Genomic DNA, 16,777 nt, shown 5'->3' with positions numbered 1-16,777 from the left:
TATTGTAAAGACGGCGATTTATCGTGTCTTTGAGAAGTTTCGGAAAACACCGAAATGAAAAAGCAAACTGGGGTTTGAATAAGTCAAAGCTTCTTTTGCTTGCGGAAAACACCGAAATGAAAAAGCAAACTGGGGTTTGAATAAGTCAAAGCTTCTTTTGCTTGCGGAAAACATCGAAATAAGAAAGCAAACTGGGGTTTAAATAAGTAAAAGCTGCTTTTGCTTGCGAAAAACACCAAAATGAGTAAGTCAAATGACTTTTTGAACAAGTAAAAGGTCATTTTTAGAAAACATTTCAGTGTTTTTAGAAAGTAAACGGGCATTTTTATAAAGTAATCAGCAAATATACTTGATAATTACAAATCACGGCAGTACAAACCAAGCTGACGTTCAAATAGCTGAAACAATTTTTTCCGTATAATTTCTCAGCCTAATTAAATATAAAGGATTTATAAAGTATAAAAAGCATGGTAATAATTTAACTCTTATAAAAAGAGTTTTGTCAAGTCTGTCAGCACAGACTTAATTTTTATAGCCACAGATTTATTTTCTGAATGGCAACTTTACCATGCTCTTTGTTATTTTTCAAGCATGGTAAATTATGTCTCTGAATTTTCAACGAACCCGCGATTTACTCAATAACTTTCAATTTAATGATTTATTTATCGAACAATTAGGTTGGTCTAAACCTTCCAGACAAAAACCTGTAAGTTTAAAAATTGAGAATAACACGTATCAATATCAAAAGATTGCTGAACTTTCAGGTGTTGCAATCTTTGAAGTCACCGCAAGGGATGGGAATATCCCAGAGGCTAAAGTTAGAAAGGATATTCATCAAGAAGTTACTAAACTCATTAATGAAAATCTCCTAATTTTTATTGGTCAAGAACGCACACGTAGTCTTTGGTATTGGGTAAAACGAGAAGGAAGTAAAAGCTTTGTTCGTGACCATTTATATGTGAAAGGTCAACCAGGAGACTTATTTTTAAGCAAGCTTGGTTCTTTAGTTATTGATATTACTGAGTTAGAACATGGTGAACCGACGGTTGTTGAAATTGCTTATAAACTACAACGCGGCTTTGATGTTGAGCCTGTAACTAAAAAGTTTTACAAAGAATTTCAAGAGCAACATCAGAAGTTTTTGCAGTTTGTTAAAGGTATTGATAATGAGACAGATAGACGTTGGTACACATCGGTAATTCTCAACCGTCTGATGTTTGTTTATTTTCTCCAGCGTAAGGGTTTTATTGATAACAAAGATTTAAATTATCTGCAAAATAAGCTTGAACAAAGTAAGCAAAAAGCTGAAAATCATTTTTATAATGAATTTCTCAAGGCTTTGTTTTTTGAAAGCTTTGCTAAACCTGAGTTTGAACGCGATTTATCTGTACAAGAATTGGTAGGAAAGGTCAAATACCTCAATGGTGGACTATTTCTTAAACATCATATTGAAGATAAATATGATATATCTATAGTTGATGAAGCGTTTGAGCAAGTTCTAGATTTATTTGGGCGTTATTCTTGGAATCTTGATGATACGCCAGAAGGTAAAGACGATGAGATAAATCCTGATGTTTTAGGCTATATTTTTGAGAAATACATTAATCAAAAGGCTTTTGGAGCGTATTATACTAGACCGCAAATTACAGAATATCTCTGTGATAGAACTATCCACAAGCTAATTGTAGACCGCGTAAATGATTCGCTATCGAATCAGTATAAGCCATTTGAGGATATTAACGAACTACTGATCAAGCTGGATGCAAATGTTTGTCGTCTATTAATAGAAGATATTCTTCCTAATTTATCAATTCTTGACCCAGCTTGTGGTTCTGGTGCTTTTCTTGTGGCGGCAATGAAGACGCTAATTCAAGTTTATAGTGCGGTGTTTGGGACAATTAAGTTGATGGGAGATTCTACCCTCAAGGAGAAACTTGAAGATATTGAAAATTCCCATCCATCACTACCTTATTTTATCAAAAAGCGGATTGTTTCTGATAACCTCTATGGTATAGATATCATGGAGGAAGCAACGGAAATTGCTAAACTACGCCTTTTCTTAGCTTTGGTTTCTTCTGCTCACGATGTTGAAGAGTTAGAGCCTTTGCCTAATATTGATTTTAATATTATGGCGGGTAATTCGCTGATTGGTTTAATTAAAGTAGATGATACTGCTTTTGATGCTGTGGGAAATTCTCTACAAGGAAATCTATTACAGTCTTTAGCCGCAGATAATTATAAGAAAATTTTAGAAGAGAAAAATAAGTCTGTTGATTTGTACAAAAAACACGCTTTTTTACCGAAAGTATTACCTGATACAGATACACCTCAAGATACTCGATTGATTCACATCCGTACAAATATTGAACAACTTAATAAAAAATCGCAAGAGAAGTTAAATCTTTTGCTGTTGGATGAGTTTAGTAAGCGTTTGGGTATTAAGTATGAGGAAGTTCAGTTAACTGGAAAGTCACAGAAGCGTGTTTTGAAGGTTGAGGATATTGCAGCTTTGAAGCCGTTTCACTGGGGTTATCATTTTGATAAGGTTTTAGAACGCGGTGGTTTTGATGCGATTATTACTAATCCACCGTGGGAAATATTTAAGCCGCAAGCTAAAGAGTTCTTTGCACAGCATAATGAACTGGTGACGAAGAACAAGATGGATATTAAGGATTTTGAGAAGGAACAGAGTAAACTTTTACAAAATCCTATAATTGCAAGTACTTGGTTAGAATATCAAAGTCAATATCCTTATGTCAGCGCTTATTATCGTTCATCTGAACAGTATAAAAATCAGATTTCTGTTGTGAATGGTAAAAAGGCTGGTACGGATATTAATCTATATAAGCTGTTTACAGAACAATGTTTTAATCTTTTGCGTTCAGGTGGTGAGTGTGGAATTGTAATTCCTAGCGGTATCTACACTGATTTGGGGACTAAGCAATTGCGGGAAATGTTGTTTAGTCAAACTAAAGTTACTGGTTTATTCTGTTTTGAGAATCGGAAGGAAATCTTTGAAGGTGTTCATCGTAGTTTTAAAATAGTTGTTCTTACTTTTGTTAAAGGTAGTACAACAACTGATTTTCCATCTGCATTTATGCGTTTGGAGGTGCAGGAACTTCAAAGTTTTCCTAGTGATAATAGCTTGCAGATTAGCATTGATATGGTTCGTAAACTATCGCCTGATTCGCTATCTGTAATGGAGTTTAACAATGAAGTAGATATCCGCATAGCTGACAAAATGCTTAAGTTCCCCTTACTGGGTGAAAAAATTGAAGGTAAATGGAATTTGCGCTTAACCCGTGAATTTGACATGACAAATGATAGTCATTTATTCAAACAACAGCCTGTTAAAGGAAGATTGCCATTATATGAAGGCAAGATGATTCATCAGTTCACTCATCTATATGCTGAACCAAGATATTGGGTAGATGAGCAAGAAGGTAGAAAAGCTTTATTAAAACGGAATGAAAGTGATAACGGCCAAAATTTGGATTATCAATATTTTAGGTTAGGCTTTCGTGATATTGCTCGAAATACTGATGAGAGGACAATGATTTCAACTATCATCCCTCCTAACTTTCACGGTAACAAAATTCCAACTGCAAAAATATTTGATGATGAAGGAAAACAGTTAATAGACAATATAAACCAATTATTTATTAGTGGAGTATGGAACAGCTTTGTTTTAGACTGGCTTCTACGAACAAAAGTTACTACAACGCTAAATTACTTTTACATTTACCAACTACCCGTTCCACGTTTAACAAAAAACGATCGCAACTTCAACGATATTGTACAACGTGCCGCCAAACTCATCTGCACGACACCAGAATTTGACGAACTCGCGCAAGAAGTCGGTTTAGGTTCCCATCAACAAGGCGTTACCGACGAAACAGAACGTGCCAAACTCCGCGCCGAACTCGATGGAATGGTAGCACACCTTTACGGCTTAACTGAAGATGAATTTAGCTACATCCTGACGACATTTCCCATTGTGAATGCAACCGTTAAACAAGTAGCATTAGAAGCTTACCGTAGCCAAGTAGGGGCAATTCATGAATTACCCCTACAGCGTGTAAGTTGACTAGAGACAGCAAACTTTAAGGGATTTAGATCCCCGACTTCTTAAAGAAGTCGGGGATCTAAGTCTGCTACAATCTCTAGTACAGATTAAAAATTGTAATTTCTTAATAATTTATTTTAAAAACTGAACCCCACCCCCAACCCCCTCCCCGCAAGCGAGGAGGGGGCTATGATGTAACTCATGTGATTAAGAAACGCTATAAGGTCTAATAAATTACTACTATATAAATCTGGCAGCATTTACTTAGTCATCATTTTAGAACTGTGCAAATTCATCCTCACTCAGAATTTAACCATAGCCGCGATCGCTCTGAACAGGGTTTGCAAGATTTGCTCAACCGCCTTGTTCAAACAATGCAGCGCGATGAGTTAGTCCGGCAAACAACTAATCAACTCAGAAAATCGCTTCAGGTTGATCGGGTGGTGTTGTATTATTTTTACGGACAGTGGCAAGGTCAAGTGACTTTTGAATCTTTGAGTTCTAAAGGATTTTCAATACTTGGTTCTACTGGCCCAGATGGTTGTTTTAACGATCGCTATGCTGAATTATACTTGGCAGGACGGGTAAAGGCGATCGCTGATATTGAATTAGAACCAATCGAAGCTTGTCACCGAGATTTTCTCCGTAATATGCAGGTTCGTGCCAATCTAGTTGTACCAATTTTGATTCCCAGAGGATTATGGGGATTGCTAGCAGCACATCATTGTCAAGGGCCTCATGATTGGTTGCCATCAGATACGGAAATGATGCAAGCAGGGGCACAAACTCTAGCAACAGCCCCTTACATCTTAGAAAGTTAAGTAATATAAAAAATCTTGAGATTATTTTGTAGTGAGGGCTACCCTACGGGAACGCTGCGCGAACAGCCCTCATTTGTTCGCGTAGCGTCTCGCAGAGAGGACTTTAGTCCTCACTACAAACCTTTAATTATTTACGCCGCTCTACTTAACTTCTTTGAAAACCCTTAGCTGACTTTTCTTGTCCCTTACCCTTTGGCTTAGATTTGCTAACTTCTCCTAAAGCTTCCTGAAATAAATTATGCAAATGTATGGGTACACTGGCAATATCTGGTAACTCTGGCTCAATAGGTTTGTGGAATTCTTGCAAGAGTGCATTCAAATCACTTTCAAGGTGAAATTCTGGACGTTGCAAAAATGTTTGCAACACATTTTCTAATTGAGTTGGATACTGTTGTGCTAATCGATGCCAAATAAAGGCATTAATACTTTTATCTTCGAGATAGTAGCGAATTAGTTTTTCCGCTCCTTGAATACTTTGCCAATCTTCTGTTGATAAGATTGCTTGCACCTTACTATATGTTGGTAAAAACATTTGTCCCCAACGCGGATGAGAAAGGGCTGTTACCTGTTCTGCTTTCTTGAGTTCAGCAGGCAAATCAACCTTGGGCATAACCATTTTGCTATTGCCGGCTTTGCTGTTCAACATCTGAGAGACGACGTTAGAATCAGCACCAAATTCTTCTGCTGCTGCTTTGATTTCTTCGTCTCCAATGCCAGCCGCTTCTGCTACTTCCGCTAAAGATTTTGAAGGATCAATTCCTGCCTCTGCAAAGGTTTTTTCAGTAATTAATTCTTGAAATTCGGCTATTTTTTTATTCAGATGATATCCAGATAGTGTGATTTCATCAGCACCAAAAAAGTCCACAAACTGCTGATGATATTTTGTTACTGATTGCCAAGCTTCCTCTAATAAATCTGGAGCATCGCTGTAAAGATTACTTTTATAGTTTTCTTTAAAATTACCAATTGCTACAGCCAGTTTTGGTTTACCTAATTTGCCCATTATTGTGTAGGGGCCAGATAACATCCAGTAACTATCAGTGACAGGAGAAATACGAGTTAATAAAATTTCTCCTACTTTCAACCGAGATATTGCCTGTAATGTTTGAGTATTGTTAGGCTTGACAATATAGCTTTTATCTGTAAGCCAGTTCGTCAATTCAAAACCATCAGGTAGGATGTTTGTAATGGCAAATAAGCCAATAAAACTATGATGCCAGCTTTTGATCAGGTTGCGATCGCTCTCTTCTAAATCTGGATGGCTTTCAATAAACAACTCTAATGGTGATTTGTCACCGACTTTACCGGCTGTCAGAAAGCTATCGATGGTTAAATCCTGCTGCCTACTATCGCCATTTCCATGACGCAACTGTTCTGCTGCATAAGTTTCCAGTGCTTTTGCCAGTTCACCTTCAGCATCAAGGATAAAATCAACTAAAGCTTGTTTTAATTGGTGCGATCGTTCTAATATGACATCCACAAGTTAATCTCTCGGTGCAATAGATGTAGATTATAGCGTTTGAGAGAATTACAACATCTAGCAATAGCTAGATTTATGCGGATTTAGCCGTCAAACTTCTCTTAAACTAGATACAAGGCATCATACAAGGTTATTACAGATGGTCGCAATTCCAGACTTTAGCTATATTTCCCCAGAAGACTATCTCAAAGAAGAAGAAACTAGTCCTATTAAACATGAATATAGACAGGGACAGGTTTATGCAATGGCAGGAGCAAGTAATACCCATGTAATTATTAGCGGAAATCTGTTTGCTATGATGAGAAATCATTTGCGCGGTAGTGGTTGTCAGGCTTATATCTCAGACACGAAAGCACATATTGAGTCGATTAATATCTATTACTACCCCGATGTGATGGTAAGTTGTGACCAACGAGATAAAGCTTTTAACAACTTTCTGCGTTATCCTAGCTTAATTGTAGAAGTGCTATCTCCCACAACAGAAGCCTTTGACCGAGGTGATAAATTTGCTGACTACCGAAAAATGGAGTCACTTCAAGAATATGTACTTGTGAGTCAAACTCGGTTAAATGTTGAGTGTTTTCGGCGTAACTCACAAGGACAATGGGTACTTTATCCCTATGCAAAAGAAGATATCATTCATCTGGAAAGTGTAGATTTTCGGTGTGCTGTTGCAGATTTATATGAGGATGTTACTTTTGAATCGCCTGAATCACCGTAATTGATTGATTATTAAATTGAAAGATAGAAACCAGAATCTTGAGGATTAAAAATGTGTTTTTATAAAGCCAAATAAAAAGGCAAAAGAAAATCTTCTTTTGCCTTTTTACTTTTTACCTTTTAAGAGAGACGCAAAATTTTAAGCCTCTATTCGTCGTCGAAATCATCCTCGTCGTCTTCCTCTTCTTCCTCGAAATCATCGTCGTCTACTACTACTTGATCGGCGATTAATTCATCTTCTTCATCTAGAATTGACCTTTCTGCACGTCTGCTACCAAAGCCAGATTCACCAAGAGTCGGAGAATCTAAATTATAGGTGCGAGCGGTGCGGTCATCTAAGACCATATCCAGGGGATCATCAACTTCATCTAAGACACTATTGCTAATTTCAGCAGTATAATCTTCGATTGCACCAGGTTCTTCATAGGTATTGTACCCAGTACCAGCCGGAATCAATCGCCCGATAATCACGTTTTCCTTTAACCCGCGCAACCAGTCAGATTTACCTTCGATAGCTGCTTCGGTAAGTACCCGCGTTGTCTCTTGGAATGATGCGGCGGAGATAAAGCTGTCGGTGTTCAACGATGCTTTGGTGATACCCAACAATACTGGGGTATACTGTGCCCTAGCACCGCCTGTAATTGCCATAGCTTCGTTCACCTGCTCAACTTGGCGCAATTCCACCAATTCACCAGGAAGCATGGTGGTGTCGCCACCATCATCAATCCTGACTTTGTTGGTCATCTGGCGAACAATTACTTCAATGTGCTTATCGGAAATATCAATCCCTTGAGATTGATACACCATTTGCACTTCATTCACTAAGAATGTCTGTACCTTCTGCAAAGCAATGCTAGCACAAGCATAGATTCCATCTTCGGAACCAAGGCTAAAGAAGATTTCTAAAATTTCGTGGGGATTAGATGGGCCATCAGTTAATGGTTGTCCCGCTAATACCATTGAGCCATCTGGCACAATCAAGTTTTGTCCAGGCCCCAGAGGATAATCTGTCACCACACCATTTGATTCTACGACCTTGATAGCGATCGCTTCATCACCACCATCAGCGTAAACTACCTTAATTTCACCCGCCCGGCGACATAGAATGCACGCTTCTTTTGGTTTACGAGCTTCAAGTAGTTCCTCAATCCGAGGCAAACCTTGAATGATATCTCCAGTTTTGGCGCGTTCAAACACCAGCAACACCAAGTTATCACCCCGTTGTACCAAATCGCCGTCTTCTATCTGCAACACAGCACCAGGGCTGACTCGATAGGGGCGACCAATACGGCTAGTAATAGCGTAGTTTTTAGTACTCAACGCTGAGTCACTACCAGGTGTAGCAGGGGCATTTTTGATATCCACTACTTGTCCTGATTCTTGGGCAAAAACTCCAGGAGCAATTTCTGTACCTTCTACTACCAAGTCACCCACTTTAACTTTGGGCTGAGTAGCAGTATTTGTAACGATCCTGTCAACATCGCGCAACACCAAACAGCGACGCACGTTTTCGGTTGCTTTTCGGACACCCCGAACAATCCCCCCTTCTTTACACAAGATTTGAGTCCGTGCTACCACAGCACCAGGGGCGATGGAAATCCCATCGTATACCTCAAGTGTGGTCTCGGTGCTACCTTGGGTGGCATCGGCGGTAATATCTCGACGAATTACCAAGGACTCCAAAATCACCAGTTGCAAGCGTTGAACTTCTGAGTCTTCGGTATCCTGTACCAATTCAATATCGGCTGCTAGGGGCGAAGCATTGTGGTCTTGTTCCCCTTCTTGCTCAATTTCCAGCACTAGCTGGGTTCGCAGCAGTTCCACACCTTCAACGGATTTGACGCGTTCGGAATCTTTGTAAGGGAGTCTTTGCACAGCCCGCAACTGAATCGAGCGTCCAGTTTGTTGACTTACTGATGTAGTTGATGGCACATCTGGGTTATCAGGTACAGCAAACTCAACTACTGGACGACTCAACAGGGCGGGGCCTTCTGGTGTCTCCACATACTGGATATAGCGCAATTCCGTGGCGACATTACCTTGGAATTCCTCACCTGGTTGGATGAAGGTGTTATCTCGCCCGATGACTGATTCTGGATTGTCCACCATCAGCAATTCACCTGGCTTCACCACAACTTCCCGCAGGATGTCGTTTTTCTGGGTCACTTCTACCACACCACTGTTTTGGCAGAAGATATCCTTCACTACTTCGGTACCAGCTTCGACAAACTGACCGTCTTCTACTAATAGCAAGGAGATATCTTTATTGACTTCGTGGCTTTCTTCAGGAATCCACAACAGAGTACCACCCTGCACAACTTCATAACCCAGCTTGGCTTTGCCTTTTTTCTGGACTTCTACACCCGCGAATTTCAAGAATCCACCAGTGGTTGTGCGATAGCGGTCATCAATTAACTCAGCTACTACTTGACCATTTTGCACTTTTGTGCCTGGTGTAGCTCGGAGGTTAAATACTTGGTTGTTACCAGTGGAGACTAAGTAGTTATTGCGACCTTGAGAACTTTGAACTGTCACCGTTGCCTGGTCTAAGACTACAGAAGCGGTGATAATTTCAATTTCTCTAGTACTCTTACCTGGGGTAGCTTCAGGCAAACGCACCACACCGCCGTGTAAACTGCTTAACTTGGTTTCTGCTAAAACTCCATTAGAAGCGATCGCATCACCATTTTTCACCACCAATTCTGCACCAGGCGGCAAGTTGTAAACTTCCCCAGACAAAATCCAAATCAAGCCACCGCGTGCGGCTGTGGTTGTGGTGTTACCTTGACGGTCAGTTTTTTGTTCGGGAACGACTTCGGCAAATTGCACTTCCCCAGCTAAGTCAGAAGCAACGTCTTTAACTGCTTTTTCTGTATTAGTCCGAGTTGTCCGTCCACCAAGGGCAACTTCTGCTAACAACTGTCCTTGCTTTACCTTATTTCCATCAAATACATATAGTGTTGAACCTTGGGTTAGATGAACCTCTTGATTCTCTGGGGTAACATCACCTACTTTTGTTGGTTCCAAAAGCATGATGCCATTCGCCTCAACATAGAGGGCATCTTCCCCGTGGCGAGTCCGATATGTTCTAGTCTTCAGTTTGCGAGGAAGTTTGACAGTCCCATCAATTTTAGAACGAACTTGTTGCGCCACTTCCCCAGTAAACACCCCACCAGTGTGGAATGTCCGCATGGTTAGCTGAGTACCAGGTTCACCGATACTTTGGGCAGCAATGATCCCCACAGCTTCGCCCAAATCCACCATCTTGGCGTGGGCCAAACTCCAGCCGTAGCAATGTTGACAGACAGAACGTGCGGCTTCACAAGTTAGTGGCGATCGCACCACAACTTCTCCCACCCCAGATTTTTCAATTTTCTTCGCCAAGTCTTCAGGAATTGGCGAATTGCGGGCTGCAATCAATTCTTTTGTTACCGGATGCACCACATCTTCGCCAATTACCCGTCCCATCAAGCGGGTTCCTAAAGGAATCAAGGTTTTGGCACCTTCTGTCATTGGTCGAATGGTCAGGCCTCTGGTGGTGCCGCAGTCAAATTCCCGAATAATTACATCCTGGGAAACGTCCACCAACCGGCGGGTAAGATAACCAGAGTCAGCCGTCCGCAAGGCAGTATCTACCAATCCTTTTCTGGCACCGTAAGACGAAATAATGTATTCCGTTACAGTTAATCCTTCACGGAAGTTGGTTTTGATGGGCAAATCGATAATTTCCCCTTGAGGATCTGCCATCAGTCCCCGCATCCCCACCAACTGCCGGACTTGGGAGATGTTACCCCGCGCCCCAGAGAATGCCATCATGTATACGGAGTTCAGGGGATTAGTCTTCTTGAAGTGGACGACTACTTCATCTTTCAAGGCTTCACTGGTACTATTCCAGGTATCAATTACCTTTTGGAAGCGTTCTACTTCAGTGATTTCTCCCCGTTGATAACGGGTTTCAGTAGCGCGAATTTCTTCCTCGGCTGCTTCTAAGAGCGATCGCTTAGTTGGTGGTATCATCAGGTCATCTACACTGATGGAAACCCCTGCTTTGGTAGCGTAGCGAAATCCCAAATCTTTCAGTTTGTCCGCCATCACTGCGGTTCGCGCTGTACCATAATTCGTAAAGGCCCAAGAAATTAAATTTCTCAGTTGACCTTTGTCAACCACGCGATTGCGAAAAATCATTTTTTCGTTAGTCATTAATCATTAGTCCTGAGTCATCAATAATTAATAATTCGTAATACTCGTCAAGCGCGAGAAGCAAGCTACGTAATTCGTAATTAATTGTTCAATTACGAATTACGAATTAGAAATTACGAATTAAGTTGCTAGCGCTTCCTGAATGGCATTGTTGTAAATAACGCGGCCAGGAGTTGTGTATATATACTGGGAAAGTACATCGCCTTTAGCGTCTTGTCTGACTCGGCGGAACTTATACATTAATGTCCGCGTACCATCCTCGTTTTCCGTCACTTTCACGGGTTCCGTATCCGGTTGGTCTGATTCTATTTCACCATCGAACCTTACGTAAATATAGGCGTGCAAGTCAATTTGATCTTGCTGGAAAGCCATAATTACATCCTCTAGCGAAGAAAAGTACTTTCCTGCGCCTTTTATCGCACCGGGATTTTCTGCGGTTAAGTAATACGCTCCCAAAACCATATCTTGGCTAGGTGTGATGATGGGTTTACCCGTGGCTGGTGACAAAATATTGTTAGAAGCCAACATCAACAACCGCGCTTCAGCCTGACTTTCTAACGACAGAGGGACGTGTACCGCCATTTGGTCGCCGTCAAAGTCGGCGTTAAATGCTGGACATACCAGAGGATGCAGTTGAATCGCTCTACCTTCCACTAAGATTGGTTCAAAAGACTGAATACCCAATCGGTGCAACGTTGGTGCCCGATTTAGCATTACAGGGTGTCCTTCAATTACCTCTTCCAGCACATCCCAAACACTGGGGTCATTGCGGGATATCAGCTTTTTCGCAGCTTTGATATTATTTACCATGCCGCTACGGATGAGGCGGTTAATCACAAATGGTTGAAATAGCTCAATTGCCATTTCTCTAGGCAAACCGCACTGGTGAATTTTCAGCTTTGGCCCAACCACAATTACCGAACGTCCAGAGTAGTCAACCCGTTTACCTAACAAGTTTTGTCGGAAACGTCCTTGTTTACCCTCAATAATGTCAGACAAAGATTTCAGGGGTCGGTTATTTGCCCCTACCACAGTGCGTCCCCGACGACCATTGTCAATCAAAGCATCCACTGCTTCTTGCAGCATCCGCTTTTCGTTCCGCACAATAATCTCTGGTGCCAAAATTTCTTGCAAACGTGCCAAACGATTGTTGCGGTTAATTACCCGCCGATACAAATCATTCAAATCGCTGGTGGCAAACCGTCCGCCATCTAGCTGCACCATTGGGCGCAAGTCAGGGGGAATCACCGGAATAACTGCCATTACCATCCATTCTGGTTTGGAACCAGTGGCGATAAAGTTGTCAATTACCCGCAGCCGCTTAATTAGCTTGGCTCTCTTTTGTCCCTTAGCGTTACCAATTTCTTCGCGTAGGCTTTCGGCTTCTTGTTCTAAATTGATATCAGCAAGCAAGCGCAACAATGCTTCAGCACCAATACCTACTTCTACGCCTTGCAGCACAGAATCTTCGCTATAAATTTGGTCTTCTATTTCCAACCACTGGTCTTCACTGAGTAGCTGTTTGTAAGTTAAAGTTTCGGCATTACCTGCACTCAGGACAACATAAGAGTTGAAATAGACAATCTGCTCGACATCCCGCAAAGGCATATCTAACAGGATGGAAATATAGCTAGGAATCCCTTTGAGATACCAAACGTGAGCTACTGGTGCGGCGAGTTTAATATAGCCCATGCGGTGACGACGCACCCGTGACTCGGTGACTTCTACCCCGCAGCGCTCACAAACAATACCTCTATGACGGACTCTTTTATACTTACCACAATGGCATTCCCAATCTTTCGCGGGCCCAAAGATGCGCTCACAAAATAAGCCATCCATCTCTGGCTTGAGAGTTCGGTAGTTAATCGTCTCTGGCTTGGTAACTTCACCGACTACTTGACCATTAGGCAATGTTCTTTCGCCCCACTGCCGAATGCGTTCGGGGGAAGCCAAGCCGATTTTTACGTAGTCAAACTGATTAGTTTGGGCAGGTCTCATACTTAAGTGCTGAGTTCCGAATTATGAGTTATGAGTTTTGAGTATATTTAGTTTTACAACATTGGGAACAGGCATTAGGCATTGGGCGTTTTTCCCATTGCCTATGCGCTATGCCCCATGCCCTATTCCCTAATCCTTATTCGTCATCATCCAGCGATTCGCGGGAAAGAGATTCATAAGTTGGCCGAGGAGGTGTGCGACGGGCTGATTGGTCTGCCATCAAATCGACTTCCACATCTAGGGAACTGCCATCTGCTTGGGTTTCTACCTTGTGTACGGCAATGTCTAACCCCAATGATTGCAACTCGCGCATTAGCACCTTAAAGGATTCTGGGGTTCCAGGTCTAGGAATTGCCTTACCTTTAACGATCGCATTTAACGCTTCATTCCGTCCTTGCATATCGTCAGATTTAACTGTGAGCAATTCCTGTAAGGTGTAAGCCGCACCAAAGGCTTCCAATGCCCACACTTCCATTTCTCCAAACCTTTGACCACCTTGTTGTGCTTTACCACCCAAGGGTTGCTGAGTCACCAGTGAGTATGGGCCTGTAGAACGGGCGTGGATCTTATCATCCACCAAATGCACCAGTTTCAGCATATAAGCCACACCGATGGTAATTGCTCGGTCAAAGGGTTCGCCTGTACGACCGTCATACACCATGATTTTGCCTGGGTTATCTGGGTTATATACCCAGTCTTTCCCTGTTTCGTCCCGTGCTTCTTGCAATTTGCCATGCACGATTCGGCGGGATGTCTCTTCACCGTACATTTCATCAAAAGGAGTAATCTTAAATCGTACTCCCAAGGTCTGACCAGCCCAACCCAAGAGGCATTCAAATACTTGTCCAACGTTCATCCGGCTGGGTACACCCAAGGGATTGAGTACAATATCCACTGGTGAACCATCGGGCAAATAAGGCATATCTTCCGCCGGTAATATTCGAGAAATAATCCCTTTATTACCGTGTCGTCCTGCCATTTTGTCGCCAACTTGGATTTTACGTTTTTGGGCAACGTACACCCGGACTACCATATTGGCTCCTGGTGGTAGTTCATCGCCTTGTTCACGAGTAAACAAGCGCACATCAACTACCCGTCCTTTTTCACCGTTGGGGACTCGCAAGGAATTGTCCCGCACATCCCGCGCTTTTTCACCGAAAATCGCCCGCAATAGTTTTTCTTCTGGCGGTTGGTCAGATTCACCTTTTGGTGTGACTTTACCCACCAAAATATCCCCAGCTTCTACCCATGCACCAATACGAATGATTCCTTGTTCATCCAACTGGCGCAAGGCATCTTCCCCGACGTTGGGAATTTCTCTGGTAATTTCTTCTGGCCCCAGTTTCGTCTGTCTAGCTTCAATTTCATATTTTTCAATGTGAATTGATGTGTAGACATCATCCTGCACCAGTCTTTCAGAGATTAATATCGCATCTTCGTAGTTGTAGCCTTCCCAAGGCATGTAGGCAACGACGATATTTTGTCCTAGCGCTAATTCACCGCCTTCGGTGGAGGAGCCATCAGCCAATACCTGACCAGCAACAACCTTTTCACCAATGCGGACGAGAGGTTTCTGGTTTAAACAGGTGTCTTGGTTGGAACGTTGATATTTGGAAAGGGTGTATCTAATTTCGGAGGTGTTAGCTTTAGGACGGACGCGAATTTCTGTAGCATCCACATAAGTCACATCGCCATCGGTACGCGATACAACCACCATCCCGGAGTCTCTTGCTCCTTGGGCTTCCAAACCAGTACCCACCAAAGGACGTTCTGGCTTGAGCAGGGGTACTGCTTGCCGTTGCATGTTCGACCCCATCAGCGCTCGGTTAGCGTCATCATGCTCCAAGAAGGGAATCATGCTGGTTGCTACCGATACAATCTGTACGGGAGATACTGCTACGTAGTCCACCTGTTCTGGTGTTGTGGTGGAAAATTCTTGCCGATAGCGCACTGGCACCAGAGGCCCAATAATGTGTCCGGTTTCATCTACAGGAATATCCCCAGGAGCAACCCGTAGATCGTCTTCTTCATCGGCTGTCATATAGGCTGGAGGAAGATCAAATCTAACTCGCCCATTTTCTACAGGTCTAAATGGTGTTTCGAGGAACCCATACAGGTTAACCCGCGCATGGGTTGCTAAGGAGCCAATCAATCCGGCGTTGGGGCCTTCTGGTGTCTCAATGGGGCAAATGCGTCCATAGTGGCTAGGATGAATATCTCGCACGGCAAAACCGGCGCGTTCACGAGTTAAACCACCAGGGCCAAGGGCACTTAGACGACGTTTGTGGGTCAGTTCTGCTAAGGGATTGGTTTGATCCATGAACTGACTTAATTGGCTAGAACCAAAGAATTCTTTAATTGCTGCTACTAATGGTTTGGGGTTCACCAAGGAAGCGGGAGTTAGTACTTCAGCATCGGATACGGTCATCCGTTCCCGAATAATTCTTTCTAAACGGTTTAAGCCTACCCGCACTTGGTTTTGCAGCAATTCACCGACGCTTCTCACCCGACGGTTGCCTAAGTGGTCAATATCATCGATGTTACCGATGTCATATTCTAGATTAATTAAGTAATCTACGGCTGCCAAAATATCGCCAGCAGTCAACACGCGCATTGTGTCTGGCACAGAAAGGCGCAATTTCTTGTTGAGTTTATACCGCCCAACGCGACCAAGGTCATAACGTTTCGGGTCAAAGAAACGAGAATCTAGCAGTTGTTGTCCACCTAATACTGTGGGTGGTTCACCAGGACGCAGTTTCCGATATAACTCCATCAGGGCTTCTTCTTCAGAAAACTGCCCTTCTTTTTCGATGGTTTTTTGGAAATATTCGGGGTGGCGTAAAGCGTCAAAGATTTCGTTGTCTGATAACCCTAAAGCTTTTAAAAGTACCTGCGCTGAGAGTTTGCGGGTTTTGTCGATGCGTACCCACACCAAATCGTTACGGTCTGTTTCAAATTTCAGCCATGCTCCCCGGTTGGGAATTAAGCTAGCTGAATAAGTACGTCGCCCGTTTTTGTCAATTTCTGATTTGTAATAAACCCCTGGCGATCGCACGATTTGGTTGACAATTACCCGTTCGGCTCCGTTAATAATAAACGTGCCGCGATCGGTCATCAAAGGCAAATCCCCAATAAATACTTCTTGCTCTTTGATTTCCCCGGTTTCTTTGTTAATCAGGCGCGTGGGCACATACATTTGGACGGCATAAGTACTGTCCCGCCGTTTGGCTTCTTCGACGCTGTACTTTGGCTCCTTGAGTTTGTAGTTATGACCCAAAAAGTGCAATTCTAATTTGCCCGTATAATCTGTAATAGGACTAAAGGAATTTAGCTCTTCTATCAGCCCTTCTTCCAAAAACCAGCGAAAGCTGGCTCGCTGGATTTCAATCAAGTCGGGCAACAGAAAGGCCGGTTCCATATATGTTTCTTTAGTCATGCCTCTTCCTTTCTCAACCTGGTAAAATTTCCCTTGGACACTGCTGTTTGACGCTT

Annotated in this window: 7 protein-coding genes; 3 read left to right on the top strand and 4 right to left on the bottom strand. The window is 42.6% G+C overall.

The window, feature by feature from the left end; translation table 11 throughout:
• The first annotated feature begins 601 nt into the window (after nucleotides 1–601).
• Together V7K98_RS05870 and V7K98_RS05865 are read left to right on the top strand one after the other, a co-directional pair.
• Entirely contained in the window at nucleotides 602–4,087 is a 3,486-nt protein-coding gene (locus V7K98_RS05870; RefSeq protein ID WP_335019883.1) for an Eco57I restriction-modification methylase domain-containing protein, read from the top strand.
• 263 nt (nucleotides 4,088–4,350) lie between these two features.
• Nucleotides 4,351–4,887 (top strand): GAF domain-containing protein, encoded by a 537-nt coding sequence (locus tag V7K98_RS05865; RefSeq protein ID WP_335019882.1) that lies wholly within the window; start codon nucleotides 4,351–4,353, stop codon nucleotides 4,885–4,887.
• Between the two features lie 145 nt (nucleotides 4,888–5,032).
• Here V7K98_RS05865 and V7K98_RS05860 read toward each other — a convergent pair whose 3' ends face one another.
• A complete protein-coding gene (locus tag V7K98_RS05860) occupies nucleotides 5,033–6,367 on the bottom strand; it encodes a hypothetical protein (RefSeq protein WP_335019881.1) in 1,335 nt (444 codons plus the stop codon).
• 139 nt (nucleotides 6,368–6,506) lie between these two features.
• Here V7K98_RS05860 and V7K98_RS05855 point away from each other — a divergent pair, with 139 nt between their 5' ends.
• Nucleotides 6,507–7,088 (top strand): Uma2 family endonuclease, encoded by a 582-nt coding sequence (locus tag V7K98_RS05855; protein ID WP_335019880.1) that lies wholly within the window; start codon nucleotides 6,507–6,509, stop codon nucleotides 7,086–7,088.
• Between the two features lie 146 nt (nucleotides 7,089–7,234).
• On the opposite strand, the gene V7K98_RS05850 is transcribed toward V7K98_RS05855, so the two are convergent.
• The 3 genes from V7K98_RS05850 to rpoB form a co-directional block, all read right to left on the bottom strand.
• Nucleotides 7,235–11,287, bottom strand: coding sequence for a DNA-directed RNA polymerase subunit beta'' (locus V7K98_RS05850; RefSeq protein ID WP_335019879.1), 4,053 nt, complete (start codon nucleotides 11,285–11,287; stop codon nucleotides 7,235–7,237).
• Between the two features lie 120 nt (nucleotides 11,288–11,407).
• Entirely contained in the window at nucleotides 11,408–13,285 is a 1,878-nt protein-coding gene (locus V7K98_RS05845) for a DNA-directed RNA polymerase subunit gamma (protein ID WP_335019878.1), read from the bottom strand.
• Between the two features lie 136 nt (nucleotides 13,286–13,421).
• Nucleotides 13,422–16,721 carry a DNA-directed RNA polymerase subunit beta gene (gene rpoB / locus V7K98_RS05840; protein ID WP_334892376.1) on the bottom strand — a complete coding sequence of 1,100 codons (3,300 nt, stop codon included), beginning with the start codon at nucleotides 16,719–16,721 and terminating at the stop codon, nucleotides 13,422–13,424.
• Nucleotides 16,722–16,777 lie beyond the last annotated feature (56 nt).

The sequence above is a fragment of the Nostoc sp. genome, from assembly GCF_036917435.1.
GTDB lineage: Bacteria > Cyanobacteriota > Cyanobacteriia > Cyanobacteriales > Nostocaceae > Nostoc.
This window is presented reverse-complemented; position numbering and strand designations above follow the sequence as displayed.